The sequence below is a fragment of the Phyllobacterium sp. 1468 genome (assembly GCF_031455525.1).
Taxonomy (GTDB): domain Bacteria; phylum Pseudomonadota; class Alphaproteobacteria; order Rhizobiales; family Rhizobiaceae; genus Phyllobacterium.
The window spans coordinates 91263-105560 of record NZ_JAVDSX010000003.1 but is presented as its reverse complement, the minus strand read 5'-3'; the positions used below and the strand labels follow the sequence as shown (position 1 = coordinate 105560).

Here is a 14298-nt window from a genome sequence, read left to right as displayed (position 1 = left end):
TGAGCCTGGCGGCAGATCGCGCAACCATTGTTTGTGTGCCCGTGTCCGGGATGGCGTTCGCGGTAGCGCATGCCCGGTCCCGGGTGTTGTCAGGTGCCGCCCCCTTCACTCGCCTTGAACTTTACCCTCAAAATTACTCATCCCCTCGCCTCCTTGCCAATCCCTCCCCTGATCCTTAAATCAAACATTGGAGGACGGCCTCCACGCTTCCCAAGCGTTTCCAGACAAATCCGGGACGGCCCGATCGAACATTAAAGGATGGTCGTCATGGCCTGGATTATTCTCATTCTCGCCGGTCTCTTCGAAATCGGCTGGGCCATTGGGCTCAAATATTCCGATGGTTTTACTAAAATCACCCCGTCTGTGCTCACCGCCGCCAGCATGGTGATCAGCGTCGTTCTGCTCGGCCTTGCCTTGCGCGATCTGCCGGTCGGCAGCGCCTATGCGGTGTGGACCGGCATCGGCACTGTCGGCACGGCGCTGCTCGGCATGTATATGTTCGGCGAACCGGCGACGGTGGTACGCTTCGTCTGCATCGGGCTGATCGTTGCGGGTATCGGCGGGCTGAAATTTCTGGCCTAGCACCACCTATCCTCCTTCTTAGCAAAGAAGCTAAATCCAAGAAAATCCCTTTCTCTCCCACAGGCGGAGAGATAAAACAGCGTCATGACCGAACAGCAGATCACGCCCCTTACCTCTTCTGAAATCGAGCGCTATGCCCGTCATATCATTCTTGGCGAGGTGGGCGGGCCTGGCCAGCAAAAGCTGAAGCGAGCCCGCGTGCTCGTCGTCGGCGCCGGCGGGCTCGGCGCGCCGGTGCTGCAATATCTGGCGGCATCTGGCGTCGGCACGCTCGGCATTGTCGATGACGACCGCGTGTCGCTGTCGAATTTACAGCGGCAGATCATCCATTCCACAGAGCTTGTCGGTTCGCCCAAGGTGGAGAGCGCGGCGCGCGCCATCACCGCGATCAACCCGCATGTCGACGTCGAGGCGTATGAGCTGCGCATAGGGCCGGACAATGCGGCGGATCTCGTCAGCCGCTATCACATCGTCGTCGATGGTTCCGATAATTTCGATACGCGCTATATGCTGGCGGATACTTGCCTTGAGCAACAGCGGCCGCTGGTTTCGGCGGCGCTCGGGCGCTTCGACGGGTCGGTGACGACACTGATGCCCTACGCGGCGAATGCGGCGGGCGAGCCGAACCCGTCTTACCGCGATCTCTTTCCCAATCCGCCGCCGCCGGGTCTCCTGCCCGCCTGTGCCGAGGCCGGTGTGCTCGGCGTCCTGCCCGGCGTCATCGGCACTTTGCAGGCGACCGAGGTGATCAAGCTCATCACCGGCGTCGGCGAACCGCTCATCGGGCGGCTTCTGCTTTATGATGCGCTGACCTCGCGCTTCGAGACAATCAAGTACAAAGCGCGCAAGGCCTGAGCGATGGCCCTCGCGCTTTCCGCCGGACAGCAGGCGATTGCCAATGGCGCGCACGGGGAAGGTGCCGCGATGGCGATGCGCATCGTCGCCGCCACTGCACGGCTGATGGGTGCGCCATCCCTCATCCCGATCGCCTCGGCGCATATCGACGGCGCGCTCTATCATGGCGATAGCGGCACGTTGTTTGCGGAACAGCTGGTCCTCGGCGGCGGCAAGGTTGCGGTGCGCGCAACGCTGAATGTCGGCTCGCTCGATCTCACCGGTTGCTCGAAGAACCGCCTGCCATCCCATGAGCACGGCATGGCGCGGCGCATGATGGATGCCTATCGCACGCTCGGCTGCGAACCAAGCTGGACCTGCGCGCCCTATCAGGCCGGGCACCGCCCGGCGCTCGGCAGCGACGTTGCCTGGGGCGAGAGCAATGCCGTGGTTTTCTGCAATTCCGTGCTCGGCGCACGCACCAACCGTTATGGCGATTTCCTCGATATCGCCTGCGCCATATCCGGCTTTGCGCCCTATTACGGCCTGCACCGGCCGGAAAACCGCCGCGCTACAGTAGTTTTCGACGTGTCCGGTCTCGATCCGGCATTCCTCGGCTCGGAGGTCGCCTGGCCGATCCTCGGCAGTCTTTACGGCCGGGAGATCGGCGATGCGGTCGGCGTCGTTGCAGGCATCGCCGCCCACCCCGGCGAAGATGCATTGAAGGCATTCGGCGCGGCTTCCGCTTCGGCCGGCGCTGTCGGCCTGTTCCATGTGGCGGGAGTCACGCCGGAAGCGCCGGACCTTGCAACCGCCCTGCACCACCAGCCACCAGAGGCCGTGATCAAAGTCACGGCCGAGATGATTGCGGATTCACGACGCCGCCTCTCGACCGCGCTTGACATGGATCGTATCGACGCCGTCGCCATTGGAAGCCCGCATCTCTCAATCGCGGAGTTCGACCGGCTCGAAGCGTTGATCGGCAAGCGTAGGCTCAAGGTTACGCTTTATGCCTGCACCGGCCGTCATACGCTTGCCGTGCTGGAGAAAAATGGCCGCCGCAAGGTCCTGGAAGCCTCGGGCGTCGTCATCGTCGCCGACACCTGCGTGGTGGTCACGCCGATCTTGCCGGATATCGCAGGCGCGGTGCTGATGACCAATTCCGGCAAATTCGCGCATTATGCGCCAGGCAATACCGGCTATGGCGTCATCTATGGCTCGATGGCCGAATGCGTGGAAAGCGCCGTTCTCGGCCGCCCGGTATTTGAGGCCGCAGCATGAAGGCGGAAGTCCTCGTCGCGGGTCAACCGGCCGAAGGGCACGCCCTTGTGCTCACCGCGCCGATCAGCTTCTGGGGCGGCGTCAATCCAATGACCGGGCTGATTGCGGATGTGCGCCATCCGCAGCATGGCGTGTCGATCAGCGGCAAGGTGCTGTGCCTCCCCGGCACGATCGGCTCTTCTTCCGCCGCGGCCGTGCTGCTCGAGCTGGTGAGCGCAGGCCTCGCACCAGCCGCGCTCGTCCTGCATGAACCCGACGCAATCCTCTTGCTGGGGCTCATCGTTGCCCAGGAAATGGGCCACGCAACGCCGACGGCACTACGCCTGGATCGCGCTGAATTTGGCGAGTTCGTGGATGCAAAGCTAGCAATTGGCAGCGATGGCTCCGTTCTTATCTCCCCCCTCGCGGGGGAGATATAGCAGGGGTGGATGTCACCGGTCTCGCGGCAGGACCCGGTCGGGCGGGCGATGCCCATCGATGAAGGCGCGGATGTTGATGATCACCTTTTCGCCCATGTCGATGCGGCCTTCGAGCGTTGCCGAACCCATATGCGGCAGGATCACGACTTTGCCTTGCCTGGCAAGCTTGCGCAGCTTGGAGTTGACCGCGGGCTCGTGCTCGAACACGTCAAGGGCCGCGCCCGAAAGTTTGCCGTGTTCCAGCTGCTCAATCAGCGCGTGCTCATCGATGATCTGACCGCGTGCGGTGTTGACGACAAACGCCGTCGGCTGCATCAGCGCGATGCGCCGGGCGGAGAGGAGATGGAACGTCGCGGGTGTTGAAGGACAATTGACCGAAATGATATCCATACGGGCAAGCATCTGATCGAGACTCTCCCAATAGGTCGCCTCAAGTTCGTCTTCGGTCTTGGGGCTCACGGGCTTGCGGTTGTGATAATGAATCGACAGACCGAACGCCTTGGCACGGCGGGCGACAGCAGTGCCGATCCGGCCCATGCCCACAATGCCGAGGCGCTTGCCCCAGATACGGCGGCCAAGCATCCACGTCGGTCCCCAACCTTCCCATTTACCATCGTCGAGCAGGATCGATGCCCCCTCGACGAGGCGCCGCGGAACGGCCAGCATCAAGGCCATGGTCATGTCCGCCGTGTCTTCGGTCAGCACGTTGGGTGTGTTTGTAACGGTGATGCCACGTTTGGCGGCGGCCACGACGTCGATATTGTCGGTGCCATTGCCGAAATTGGCGATGAGCTTGAGGTTGGGGCCGGCGGCGCTGATAATCTCTTCGGTGATATGGTCGGTAATGGTCGGCACAAGAACGTTGGCGTGGCTGACAGCGTCGATCAGCTCCGCTCTCGTCAGCCGCCGGTCATCGACGTTAAGCCGCGCTTCGAAGAGTTCGCGCATGCGCGTCTCGACGGAATCCGGCAGTTTGCGGGTGATGACGACCAGAGGCTTTTTGCTCACCAATATTCCCCTCCCAATTCGCGACGCATTGAGACCTCTTTAACCAAGTCATTGCAAACTGCAATTGCTCGTGGCGTTCTGCACCTGTCTATCAAGGCGGCGTACAGAAGACAAAGAAAAATAGGGATCGTTCGCCATTCGGCCGCAATTTGGCGGTTGCAAACCCCGAACGATGAAGGACTGACTTGTTGAATATTCGAAATTTTCGCCTTTTTGCTTTGGCCGCTGCAATCGTTCTGGCAACTCCACTCGGCATGCCGGCGCTCGCACGAGCCGCCGCTGCGGCGCAGATTGGCCCGAGCGGCCTGCCGCTGCCGCGTTTCGTCAGCCTGAAGCCGGGGCGCGTCAATTTGCGCGTGGGGCCCGGCCGCGATTACGCGGTGACCTGGCTGTTTCTCAAATCCGGACTCCCGGTAGAGATCGTGCAGGAATATGACAATTGGCGGCGCATCCGGGATTCGGAGGGCACGGAGGGTTGGGTCTATCAGTCGCTGCTGTCTGGCAAGCGCACGGCAATGACCGCGCCTTGGCAACGCGACAAGGATGGCGTGATGCTGAACGTCTATCGCAGTGCCGACGATAAGGCGAGCGTCGTCGCCAAAGTGCAGCCCGGCGTTCTGGGAAGCCTCAAGACCTGCAATGGAGATTATTGCCGCGTCATATTCAGTGGCGCCAGCGGCTGGATGCGTCAGTCGGACATCTGGGGCGCCTACCCGGACGAGAAATTCGACGACTAGACGTCGGGAAGGGGCGGCACAACGTCGCCATCGGCTCATTTCGCCTCAACGTTCCCCTTTGCGGACCGAGGGTCAAACTTCGGCCCGACTCTTTCGCTAGCAACCGTGGACCTGCCGTCATGCAATCACCACAACCGATTGCTATTCGTGCGGTTGCGAGCAGACGATTCGAGCACTGGGGCCACCCTGAAGGAGAACGTAATGGCTAGAGCCTTTAATGCTATTATCGGGCGTGCCCGCCGTGTGATTGACGAATCCCTTTTGAGCAACACGGCACGATCGGTCCGGCGGGACCGGCTCACATACCTGTCATCACGGAAGCTGAGGCGCCTTGAAGGCGCGTTGAGTGAGATCCAGAAGCGGAGGGTGCCCGGCGATGTGGCGGAATTCGGCGTTGCCCTTGGCGGAAGCGCAATCGTCCTCGCCACGACGGCGAAAACCCAAGGGCGGAGCTTCCACGGCTTCGACGTTTTCGGCATGATCCCTCCTCCGACTTCGGAAAAGGACGACGTGAAATCGAAGGATCGCTACGAGAAGATCGCGAGCGGAAAGTCTTCGGGGCTCGGCGGCGACGAATATTACGGATATCGCGACAATCTCTATGACGATGTCTGCCGGTCTTTTGCCAAGTATGGCCTCGATGTGGACAGCTCCGACGTTGATTTGCACAAGGGGCTGTTCGAAAACACCATGCCGAACGCCAAGATGGAACGAATGGCTTTCGCCCATATCGATTGCGACTGGTACGATCCGGTCATGTATTGCCTGAACAAGGTAGCGGACCGGTTGAGCCAGAACGGTGTCATTTTGATCGATGACTACCACGACTACGGCGGATGCCGGACCGCAACGGATGAATTCCTGCGCCAGCGTGGGGATTTCACTTTTGATGACGGAGAAAACGTCATCCTTCGCCGGACGGGCACTAGCGCCTGACCATCCCCTTCCGCCGGGATAAATATTGCGTCGCAGCAAAAATTGTTGCAACGCGTCAAAATTGACCTATGCTGCCCGGTAGAACATTTCCCGATTGGGAGTTTCGACAAGCCCATGAGCGCCGTCACCGCATCAAAAATATTCCGCCCGGACATTGAAGGGCTGCGCGCCCTGGCAGTGTCCGGAGTGATCGCCTTCCACTTCGGCTATTCTGGACTGCCTGGAGGTTTTGTCGGCGTCGATATCTTCTTTGTCATATCCGGCTATCTCATTACCCAGCATCTCCAGCAGGAAATCGCCAAGCACGGCTCGGTCAATCTCTGGACGTTCTATGCGCGGCGGGCACGCCGCCTGCTTCCAGCCTCGCTTTTCGTCATCCTTGTTACTCTCGTGGCCGGATATTTTATCCTCGCGCCGTCCGAGCAGCAGCTTTATTCCAAGGGAGCACTGTTCGCCTCAACCTATATAATCAACCTTTGGCTCATCCGTTGGTCTCTCGACTATTTCGCTGTCGACGCCACGAACAACCCGTTTATCCATTTCTGGTCGCTGTCGGTCGAGGAACAGTTCTACCTTGCCTGGCCCGCGCTTCTCCTGCTGTTCACGCGGATACGTCCGGGTAAATATGGCGTGTTTCTGCTGATGGCAGCCGCAGCCGCGATTTCATTTGCGCTTTGCGCGTGGCTGACCGCCGTTTCACAGCCTTGGGCGTTCTATTTTTCACCTCTCCGGGCTTGGGAATTTGCGATCGGGGGCCTTGCCTCCATGGCGTTGTTGAACAATTGGGCCAAGCGGTTTCCCTATTCGCCGGCGATGGGCTGGATTGGCCTCGCATTGATCGCCTTAGCCTATGTGCGCCTATCCGAGCAGGATGCCTTTCCCGGCTTTGTTGCACTGGTTCCCGCGATGGGAACTGCGATGGTATTGCTTGGCGGGGTGCATCAAAGTGCCTATGGTCCAAAAGCCCTTCTCGCGGTCAAGCCCGCTCAGTGGGTTGGGAAGCTGTCCTATTCGCTCTACCTCTGGCATTGGCCGGTGATCGTCTATGCGGCGATGCTCGTACCCGATCTGACCAGCATACAACGTATCCTGCTCATGCTTCTGACCCTTGCATTGTCGATTTTCAGCTACCGTTTCGTCGAAAATCCGATACGCAGGAACCCATGGCTTATGGCGAGCACCCGCCGTTCCCTCGCCTTCGCCGCGCTGCTGACGATGACTGGCGTCACGGTTGGCTACGCGAGTGCGACGCTTGCAAAGCACAACATCACTTCGCAGCAACGTATGATTGCCGAAACAGCGGAACGTCCGTCCACGGTGCGCGCAACGGATGAAAGCTGCGTCCTGGATCTCGAGACGGTCAAGCCGAAGCCTTGCACATTCGGGTCGCAATCTTCCAGTCAGACGATCGTGCTTTTCGGTGACTCACATGCCGATCACTGGTCGACGCCTCTCATCGATATCGCCAAGAAAGACGATATCCGCCTTGTTACGTACCTCAAATCATCGTGCCGGGCGACGCGGGTTACCACATGGTCCATCAAACTCAAACGCGACTACACCGAGTGCGATCAGTGGAGAGATTTGGCGATCAAGGAAATGATCGCAATGAGGCCTCAGCTCGTCATAATCTCGCAGCTTTCGATAAGTCATCTCAATGAGGAGATCAGTGACTCGTCCGAACTGTCGCCGCGCAGGCGTCAATGGGCCGACGGGATAAAGTCAACGATACAGCCGCTTGTCGACGCAGGCATCAAGGTCGTTTTCCTGCGCGATGTCCCGACCCACAAAGCGTATTTGGACAAGTGTGTGGCGCGCGCTCTCTGGCAAGGCAGAGACCCGTCGATTTGCGATACGCCGCGCTCGGCGGCGCTCAATGAGGGTGATGCAAAAATTGAAAAAGGCATCGTGAGCAGCATCCAGAATGCATCATATGTCGATATGACATCCTTCTTCTGCAGCGACACACTGTGCCACGCCACAATTGATGGAAAGTTGATGTTCCGGGATCGTCATCACATTGCCACGGCCTACGCCGAATCCTTGGCGGGGCCACTCGAACGCGCAATCTTGAAACCGGCGATGGCAGGTGCCGTGAGATCTCAGCCTGCCAGTGAGAAAAACCTTTAAACGGAACAGCTTGTCGGGGCGGCGATGGTACCCACGGCCGCCCCAAGCCTTTCGGCCCGCCCCAAAATAGCCAATTAACTCTACGAATGATGCATCTCGTGCCGCCTGTCCGGAGAGATTGCATTTGAACGCGTTTATTCGTTATAAGCCATTGTTTTCAGCGTCATATTTATTGAAAACCACGATGACATATCCAGCTTGGACACCACACTCGCTTATACGTATCGTAATAGCTGGCTAAGGGTCAGGACCTAATGAGCGGGGAACCGGTATTGAAGACACTTTTTGGGTTGTTGAGGTCCGACAGGCCTGCGCCGCGCATTGCCAGACGCCGTCTTTCAATCGATATCTCAGCGACGGCCGTTTACACGATCGGCGATGTGCACGGCTGCTACGATCAGCTGCTGGAACTGGAAAGCAAGATCACCGAAGACGCTGCTGGGTTGCCCTGCAAAAAGCTCATCATCATGCTGGGGGACTATGTCGATCGCGGGCCTGCCTCCGCCCAGGTTATCGAGCACCTGCTCCACAAGCCGCATGCCGATTTCCAGCGCATCTGCCTGACCGGCAATCACGATATGGCCATGCTCGACTATCTGGAAAAACGGATGTCCCTGTCGGGCTGGTGGCATATGGGAGCCAACTCGACATTGCTTTCCTACGGCATTGACGTGGAGCGTCTGAGGGTGATCCACCGCACTCCCCAAATGCTCGATGAAACCATCCGCGCTTCGATTCCCCACCGGCACAAACAGTTTCTGCGATCCTTGCCCATCATGATCAACGCCGGAAGCTACCTGTTCGCACACGCTGGTATAAGGCCCACCCTTTCGCTGAAGGATCAGACCGATGACGACCTTGTTTCCATCCGCAGCGAGTTCTTCGAAAACGCCCATCTGCTCCGACAGTGGGTTGTTCACGGCCACACGCCGATAGAGACCCCGCGTCAGGAAGGAAGGCGTTTCAATCTCGATACCGGGGCATTCTCCACCGGCAAACTGAGTGCTTTGCGGCTCTGGCAGAAGAAGGGCCGCGTGTTCACGACGTGAAGGCTAGGTTTTGGTCGGAGTCACTCGCGGCGTATCCAGATAGTAGCTTGAGTATCGCTCCATGAAATGCTCGGAACTTCCGTAAGAGCTGTACTTCGCAAGCCGCTTCATATCGACCTTGTTGAGGACCAGTCCAAGGATCTTCGGCGCGATTTCGGTCTCCGACTGCAGTATGGTCTTGACGAGCGCCCGCGGCGTGACACCCCACTCTGCCACCATGACGAAGCCATCGGCCATCGGAGCGAAGGCCTTGGCATCAACGACCGGGCCAAGAGGTGGAAGATCGACGACAATATAGTCGAACACAGTGCGCGCTTCATCCAGCAGTTTCTTCATACCCTGGCTTGAGAGAATCTCGCTGGTGTGACGCAAATTCCGGTGAAGCACCGTTGGAATGATTGCCAGCTTGGTCTTGTTCTCGACCTTGACGGAATTTTGCCATGGCTGACCATCCATGACCGCTTTCACGAGCCCTCGTTGCGTTGAAAGCGACAAGGCGCGGGACAGCCCCGGATTGCGCAGATCGCCATCGATGAGGAGCGTCTTGGCCCCCTTTGCCGCCAGCAATCCGGCAAAATTGGCAGCAATCGTGGTTTTGCCTTCGTGCGGCAAAACGGAGACGACACCGATGACCTTGCTTTCCTTGCCTTGCAGCACCACGTCCGCAGCGATTTTGACATTCCGCAATGTTTCGGCGAATTGCGACGACGGGTTATCGACAGCCAAGCGGATTATATTGGTACGAGCAGGCGGCGCAGGCTGCCCCTCCAATGCCACGGGCGTTCTCTTGGCCTCTGTTATACCTTCAAGTTTTGGCACAAAGCCAAGGAACTTGACGCCAAGAAGCGAACGTACATCTTCACCAACCCGGAAAAAGCGCTCACGGTATTCACGCCACGCGCCGATACCAGCGCCGGCAAAAAGGCCGAGCAGCAGGGAGGCTGCGAGGGCGAGTTTCTTCTTCGGGCTCGATGGGTCCGTCGGCGTCGATGCAACCGAGATCACGCGCGCCTTGGCGATCGGGAAGGACTGCTGCTGTGACGCTTCCTGATAACGGCCGAGATAGGTTTGATAGAGATTGGTCAGTGCTTGAGCATTCTGCTCCAGATCCCGCAAATGGACCAGCGCCTCATTCGCCACGGACGTTTTTCCGGTGGCATTTTCCAAACCTTCCCGCAGGGATGTCTCGCGTGACTGCGCAGCCTCATACTGATTGCGGTAGCTTTCGGTTATTTGCTGGAGTTCCTGGAAAATCTGTCGGGAAACGTCCTGCTCCTCAGTGCGCAGACTGACGGCTTGCGGATGATCCTTGCCGAACCGGCTGACGATTTCCTGCTCGCGCTTGGTGATCGTCAGATAACGCGCTCTCAGGGTTCCTATCACCGAGGTGCCGCTCTGGTCCGATACAACAGCGGCATTGTTGACAGCGCCCTCGGGACCCGAGGCCAAAATCGACTTATATTGATTGTAGAGGGCTCGCGCCCGAGCGGTGTCCGCCTGGGCAAGGATCAACTGGCTATTGATATCAGAGAGTTGCTGCTCGGAAACCAGCGCTCCCTTTGCCGCCGTCAGACCATTGGCGGCCCGGAAGCGCTCGGTCTCTAGGGCAGCTGCCTGTGAACTTTCCTTCAGTTCATTCAATCGGCCCTGAAGCCAGACTGTCGCCCTTTGCGTCGCATCGAAGTTGGCGTCGAGCTGATCCGAGAGATAGACGTCTGCATAGGCCTTCGCAATTCTTCCGGCGAGTTCCGCGTCGTCTGACGTATAGGTCAGATCGATGACGAAGCTACGTCCTTGCCTTTGGACATCGACATTGGACTGCAGGAGCGAAGCCGCATATTCGATCTTCAGATCCGCAGCGGACAGGCCATCCGTATTGGCTGGTTTGCTACTGCTAAAAAGCCCGACGATGGACCGCATTGTGGAAATGGCGGTTGCGAAAATGGAGCGCGGCGGGTTCATAAACCCATCGTTCTGGTCAAGCTTCTCCTTTCTTACCACCTTTTCCGCCAGCTCAGCCGACTTCAGAATCGCGATCTGGCTGAGAATCGTGGTGTCTGTCTGCGCATTGGCCGGTGCTGGTGAAGGTTCATCAGCGAATTTGCCGAGATTGTCGTCGAGCAAAATGCTGGTCGCGGCCGTATATCCTGGTTTGGCAGCGACGATGTAAATGATGCCGAGTAGCAGACCCACTCCAGCGGTTATGGCGACTGTCTTGGCCTGCCGCCGGGCGATCGTCATCAAGTGCTCGAGATCAATAAAATTGTCGGCGTGGGCTTGCCCTTCCGGGCTTCCCGCCAGCCGAACATTAAAAAGTTGATTGCCTTGATGCATGTTACCGCCGATTGTTGCGTTCGTATAAAAAATTGACTGGGCTTGCCTGCCTTTAGGACGGGATCAAGCGCCTGAGACGTATTCCGATAGGCATAGAGAGATGGCGAAGTGCCACGGGGTCTTTCAACACCACCTCGATAATCCCGCTGATCGATCTGCGTTTAATATGACCGACGAGAGAGAGGAAGGATTTCGCCTCCTCCAGGCTGCGCGTCCGTCGCGCTTGGGCAGCCTTAGCCTCAGCACCGAGTTCGAACTTTGCCAAGAACGTCTTGTCCGCCTCTAACATGGCGATGATGTGATGCGTTTCGAGAACACGCGAAATAGAGCCAGGACGCACACGGTAGGCGTATCCGACCGATGGCTCCACTGCGCATTTTCCGCCCTTCGCCAGAATGGAGGCGAGGAAGATATAATCTTCGCCGATGCGCAGGTTCTCTTCGTAACGCAGACCATGCATCTCGACGAACCGGCGCTCAAAAATCGGCTTCATGTAGCCGAAATTGAAGGTCGCCGCGAAAACGCGGTTCGAAGCGATAAAATCCGCCAGCGTAATCTCGTGGATTTTCGCAAGGTAGTGGACGGGAAACATCGTCTCGCCCTTTGTCTCGCCGTCCTTTATCACTTCGATATTGTCCACGGCGGCTTGCGCCCCGCTGCTCTCCGCACGGGTTATCATCGCTGCGATACGGTCGGGAAAGACGGTGTCATCGGAATCGAGCACCGCAATCCAGCGGCCCTTCGCCAGGGCAAGAGCGGCGTTGCGAGCGCAGCCGGGACCACTATTTCTCTCCAGAGTCACGACGCGCACCCGCTCGTCGGACAACGAACCGGCAATCGCAGCGGTGTTGTCGGTGGACCTGTCGTCGACGACAATGATTTCCACGCTCACAGCGCGCTGTTCCAGCGCGCTTTCTATTGCGCGCTCGATCGTGTCCGCGGCGTTATAAGCGGCGATAATGAAGGTGACATCAGGCTGCACGGGATTTGTCTCTCCTCGCTGGCACCATCGCTCCCTCTCCATATTGTTCTATCTCGCGGATGCCTATCAGGCCGCTGACGACACCCACATGCATAATGCCGCGCAGGAACCATCGGTTGCGCCGAGTAGCAGAAAAGGCCGTCGCGAGCGCCATGGACAGGCAAAAAGTCGCCTTTGCACCCGCAAGCGCCATCTGTGCGACACGTTTCATGCCGGCTGATCCGCTTCTGAGCATCCGCCCATGCGTCTGACCGACGCGAAAGCGCCGTTTGCAAAGCCACGAAAATTTGGCCCGGCCCTGTGGCACAGGTTCGAAAACCCAGGCTTGCGGCGCATAGGAAATCCTGCCGCCCGCTCCGTGAATTTCCGAGAAATATTGCGTATCTTCACCGCCGCTTCGTCCCAGCGCCAAACTGAAACGCCGGTTTCCGATGCATGTCGAAGAGCGGCGCAGAAGGACGTTGCATGTATAGCCGGTGAGAATTTCTCCGCCTACCCATACCGGAAACGTCGAATGGAAATCGCCCCTGCTCATCCAGCTCGGCGCATCGCTTGCATAGGTCGCTTGCACAGGTCCGAGTACGGCATCGGCATTCGTATCGCGTGCCGTGGTCAATAGATTGTCTATCCAGCCCTCCGACGCCGTTTCATCATCGTCGATGAAGGCAACATAATCACCGGAGCTGGCGTCGAGACAGGCATTGCGCGCCAATGATATGTTCGCAGCCGGGCTATGGATATAGCGCACTTCGAAGGGGAGTTCCGCCGCGATATTGGCCACCCTGTCTCTGGCGCTCGGCTCGACATCATTGTCGGCGACGATAACGCGCATGCGGCATTTTTCTGGCAGGTTCATTCGGCTGAGTGACAGCAGGGTCGCCCTCAGCTCCTCGCGACGATACGTGCAGATACAAACGTCGATCCAGGTTTCGCCTGTACCGGATTGATTGCTCGAGCCAGTCATCAGGGCGTATCCCCCCGTCTGCGGGAATCAAACAGTTGCAGCCAAAAGCCCGTAGACCAGGCGAGATGCATGATCATCGCTGATACGGACGCCAAGGGACCGTAAGGATTGCGTTCGCCGATGGCCAGCCACACGCCATAGCCGAGGCAGATTCCCATCCATAGCGCAGCCGGTACCGCCGCCCACCAGTTGAGGGCGGCGAGAAAAACGCCGGCGACGACGGGAAGGACCATAAGGGGAAGCGCCTGACGAACCTTCGGAATCATCCGATGTTTCAGGAGGTTTTTTGCCCTGCCTCTCCCATAGCCAAGATACTGCTTGAACAGGGCCGATGCCGATGATCGCGGATAGTAGACCATGAAGGTCTTGTCCGTCATCCATATGCGTGCACCGGCAGCCTTCAGCCGGCAATCAAGCTCGGCATCCTCGTTATGTGTAAAGCCCTCGTCGTAACCGCCAACCTCGCGGAACATCGAAATGCGCATCAGGGCATGATGGCCATGATCGGTCCAGTGGCCTTTTGCGCCATGGCGATGCCGCGCGCCACCATTGCCGAGCTTGGAGTTTTGGGCGAGGGCCGTCGCCTTCTGAAAGGTCCCGAACCCCTCGGTCGCCATGCCGACGACGACGGAATCGGCTCCCGTAGCTGCCGCTTCATTGAGGAGCTTCTCGCAATAATCGTCCGGGTATTTTCCATGCGCATCGATGCGGATGAGATAGTCGTGGCCGTCGCCATAGGTCGCTACCGCCAGATTGATTGCGGCGCTCTGGATGCGTTTCTCATTGTGCAGGAGAATGACACGAGGATCGTTCCGCATTATTTCCGCAACGATCTGCTGCGTTCCGTCGCTGCTGCCGCCGTCGGCAACGATGATCTTCAAGTCGAAACGCCGGGCTTCCGCGCCCAGTTTTTCAAGAAGCGCGCCAATGTGCTCGGCCTCGTTGAGGCAGGGTACAACAACAATGCAACGGCCGGCAAAATCCGCTTTTGTAGCGCTTGGCATTAACGTCATTTCTCCTGTTCTCATTTTTGCCGATCCGG

The 14298-nt window shown here is 58.4% G+C and carries 13 protein-coding genes; 8 read left to right on the top strand and 5 right to left on the bottom strand.

Annotated features, from left to right (window positions below; genetic code table 11):
• The first annotated feature begins 267 nt into the window (after positions 1–267).
• The 4 genes from sugE (at position 268) to J2X72_RS09655 (ending at position 3116) form a co-directional block, all read left to right on the top strand.
• On the top strand, positions 268–582 hold the full coding sequence (sugE, locus tag J2X72_RS09670; protein WP_310071270.1) for a quaternary ammonium compound efflux SMR transporter SugE: 315 nt from the start codon (positions 268–270) through the stop codon (positions 580–582).
• A gap of 84 nt (positions 583–666) precedes the next feature.
• Positions 667–1437, top strand: a complete 771-nt coding sequence (gene moeB / locus J2X72_RS09665; protein ID WP_310071268.1) for a molybdopterin-synthase adenylyltransferase MoeB — start codon at positions 667–669, stop codon at positions 1435–1437.
• A 3-nt stretch (positions 1438–1440) separates the two neighbouring features.
• A complete protein-coding gene (locus J2X72_RS09660) occupies positions 1441–2697 on the top strand; it encodes an aconitase X catalytic domain-containing protein (RefSeq protein WP_310071266.1) in 1257 nt (418 codons plus the stop codon).
• A complete protein-coding gene (locus tag J2X72_RS09655) occupies positions 2694–3116 on the top strand; it encodes an aconitase X swivel domain-containing protein (protein WP_310071265.1) in 423 nt (140 codons plus the stop codon). The genes J2X72_RS09660 and J2X72_RS09655 overlap by 4 nt, the downstream gene beginning before the upstream one ends.
• Positions 3117–3128: 12 nt before the next feature.
• Here J2X72_RS09655 and J2X72_RS09650 read toward each other — a convergent pair whose 3' ends face one another.
• The gene (locus J2X72_RS09650) at positions 3129–4130 is read right to left on the bottom strand and encodes a D-glycerate dehydrogenase (protein ID WP_209999733.1); all 1002 of its coding nucleotides are present in this window, start codon (positions 4128–4130) and stop codon (positions 3129–3131) included.
• Positions 4131–4378: 248 nt separating this feature from the next.
• Here J2X72_RS09650 and J2X72_RS09645 point away from each other — a divergent pair, with 248 nt between their 5' ends.
• The 4 genes from J2X72_RS09645 (at position 4379) to J2X72_RS09630 (ending at position 8976) form a co-directional block, all read left to right on the top strand.
• Positions 4379–4861, top strand: coding sequence for an SH3 domain-containing protein (locus J2X72_RS09645; RefSeq protein ID WP_310072178.1), 483 nt, complete (start codon positions 4379–4381; stop codon positions 4859–4861).
• A 201-nt stretch (positions 4862–5062) separates the two neighbouring features.
• Positions 5063–5797 carry a TylF/MycF/NovP-related O-methyltransferase gene (locus J2X72_RS09640; protein WP_310071263.1) on the top strand — a complete coding sequence of 245 codons (735 nt, stop codon included), beginning with the start codon at positions 5063–5065 and terminating at the stop codon, positions 5795–5797.
• A 114-nt stretch (positions 5798–5911) separates the two neighbouring features.
• Positions 5912–7927 (top strand): acyltransferase family protein, encoded by a 2016-nt coding sequence (locus tag J2X72_RS09635; protein ID WP_310071260.1) that lies wholly within the window; start codon positions 5912–5914, stop codon positions 7925–7927.
• Between the two features lie 272 nt (positions 7928–8199).
• Positions 8200–8976 carry a metallophosphoesterase gene (locus J2X72_RS09630; protein WP_310071258.1) on the top strand — a complete coding sequence of 259 codons (777 nt, stop codon included), beginning with the start codon at positions 8200–8202 and terminating at the stop codon, positions 8974–8976.
• 3 nt (positions 8977–8979) lie between these two features.
• On the opposite strand, the gene J2X72_RS09625 is transcribed toward J2X72_RS09630, so the two are convergent.
• From J2X72_RS09625 to J2X72_RS09610, 4 genes are read right to left on the bottom strand one after another with little or no spacing between them, the layout of a single operon-like run.
• Entirely contained in the window at positions 8980–11310 is a 2331-nt protein-coding gene (locus J2X72_RS09625) for a polysaccharide biosynthesis tyrosine autokinase (protein WP_310071256.1), read from the bottom strand.
• 52 nt (positions 11311–11362) lie between these two features.
• The gene (locus tag J2X72_RS09620; protein ID WP_310071253.1) at positions 11363–12292 is read right to left on the bottom strand and encodes a glycosyltransferase family 2 protein; all 930 of its coding nucleotides are present in this window, start codon (positions 12290–12292) and stop codon (positions 11363–11365) included.
• Entirely contained in the window at positions 12282–13256 is a 975-nt protein-coding gene (locus J2X72_RS09615; RefSeq protein WP_310071250.1) for a glycosyltransferase family 2 protein, read from the bottom strand. The genes J2X72_RS09620 and J2X72_RS09615 overlap by 11 nt, the downstream gene beginning before the upstream one ends.
• Complete coding sequence (locus J2X72_RS09610) at positions 13256–14260, bottom strand: glycosyltransferase family 2 protein (RefSeq protein ID WP_405044684.1); 1005 nt, start codon at positions 14258–14260, stop codon at positions 13256–13258. The genes J2X72_RS09615 and J2X72_RS09610 overlap by 1 nt, the downstream gene beginning before the upstream one ends.
• Positions 14261–14298 lie beyond the last annotated feature (38 nt).

Bases quoted from the DNA above. Each gene is read 5' to 3' on its own strand.
- sugE (WP_310071270.1), top strand. From the start codon at position 268: ATGGCCTGGATTATTCTCATTCTCGCCGGTCTCTTCGAAATCGGCTGG.
- moeB (WP_310071268.1), top strand. From the start codon at position 667: ATGACCGAACAGCAGATCACGCCCCTTACCTCTTCTGAAATCGAGCGC.
- J2X72_RS09660 (WP_310071266.1), top strand. From the start codon at position 1,441: ATGGCCCTCGCGCTTTCCGCCGGACAGCAGGCGATTGCCAATGGCGCG.
- J2X72_RS09655 (WP_310071265.1), top strand. From the start codon at position 2,694: ATGAAGGCGGAAGTCCTCGTCGCGGGTCAACCGGCCGAAGGGCACGCC.
- J2X72_RS09645 (WP_310072178.1), top strand. From the start codon at position 4,379: ATGCCGGCGCTCGCACGAGCCGCCGCTGCGGCGCAGATTGGCCCGAGC.
- J2X72_RS09640 (WP_310071263.1), top strand. From the start codon at position 5,063: ATGGCTAGAGCCTTTAATGCTATTATCGGGCGTGCCCGCCGTGTGATT.
- J2X72_RS09635 (WP_310071260.1), top strand. From the start codon at position 5,912: ATGAGCGCCGTCACCGCATCAAAAATATTCCGCCCGGACATTGAAGGG.
- J2X72_RS09625 (WP_310071256.1), bottom strand. From the start codon at position 11,310: ATGCATCAAGGCAATCAACTTTTTAATGTTCGGCTGGCGGGAAGCCCG.
- J2X72_RS09615 (WP_310071250.1), bottom strand. From the start codon at position 13,256: ATGACTGGCTCGAGCAATCAATCCGGTACAGGCGAAACCTGGATCGAC.
- J2X72_RS09610 (WP_405044684.1), bottom strand. From the start codon at position 14,260: ATGCCAAGCGCTACAAAAGCGGATTTTGCCGGCCGTTGCATTGTTGTT.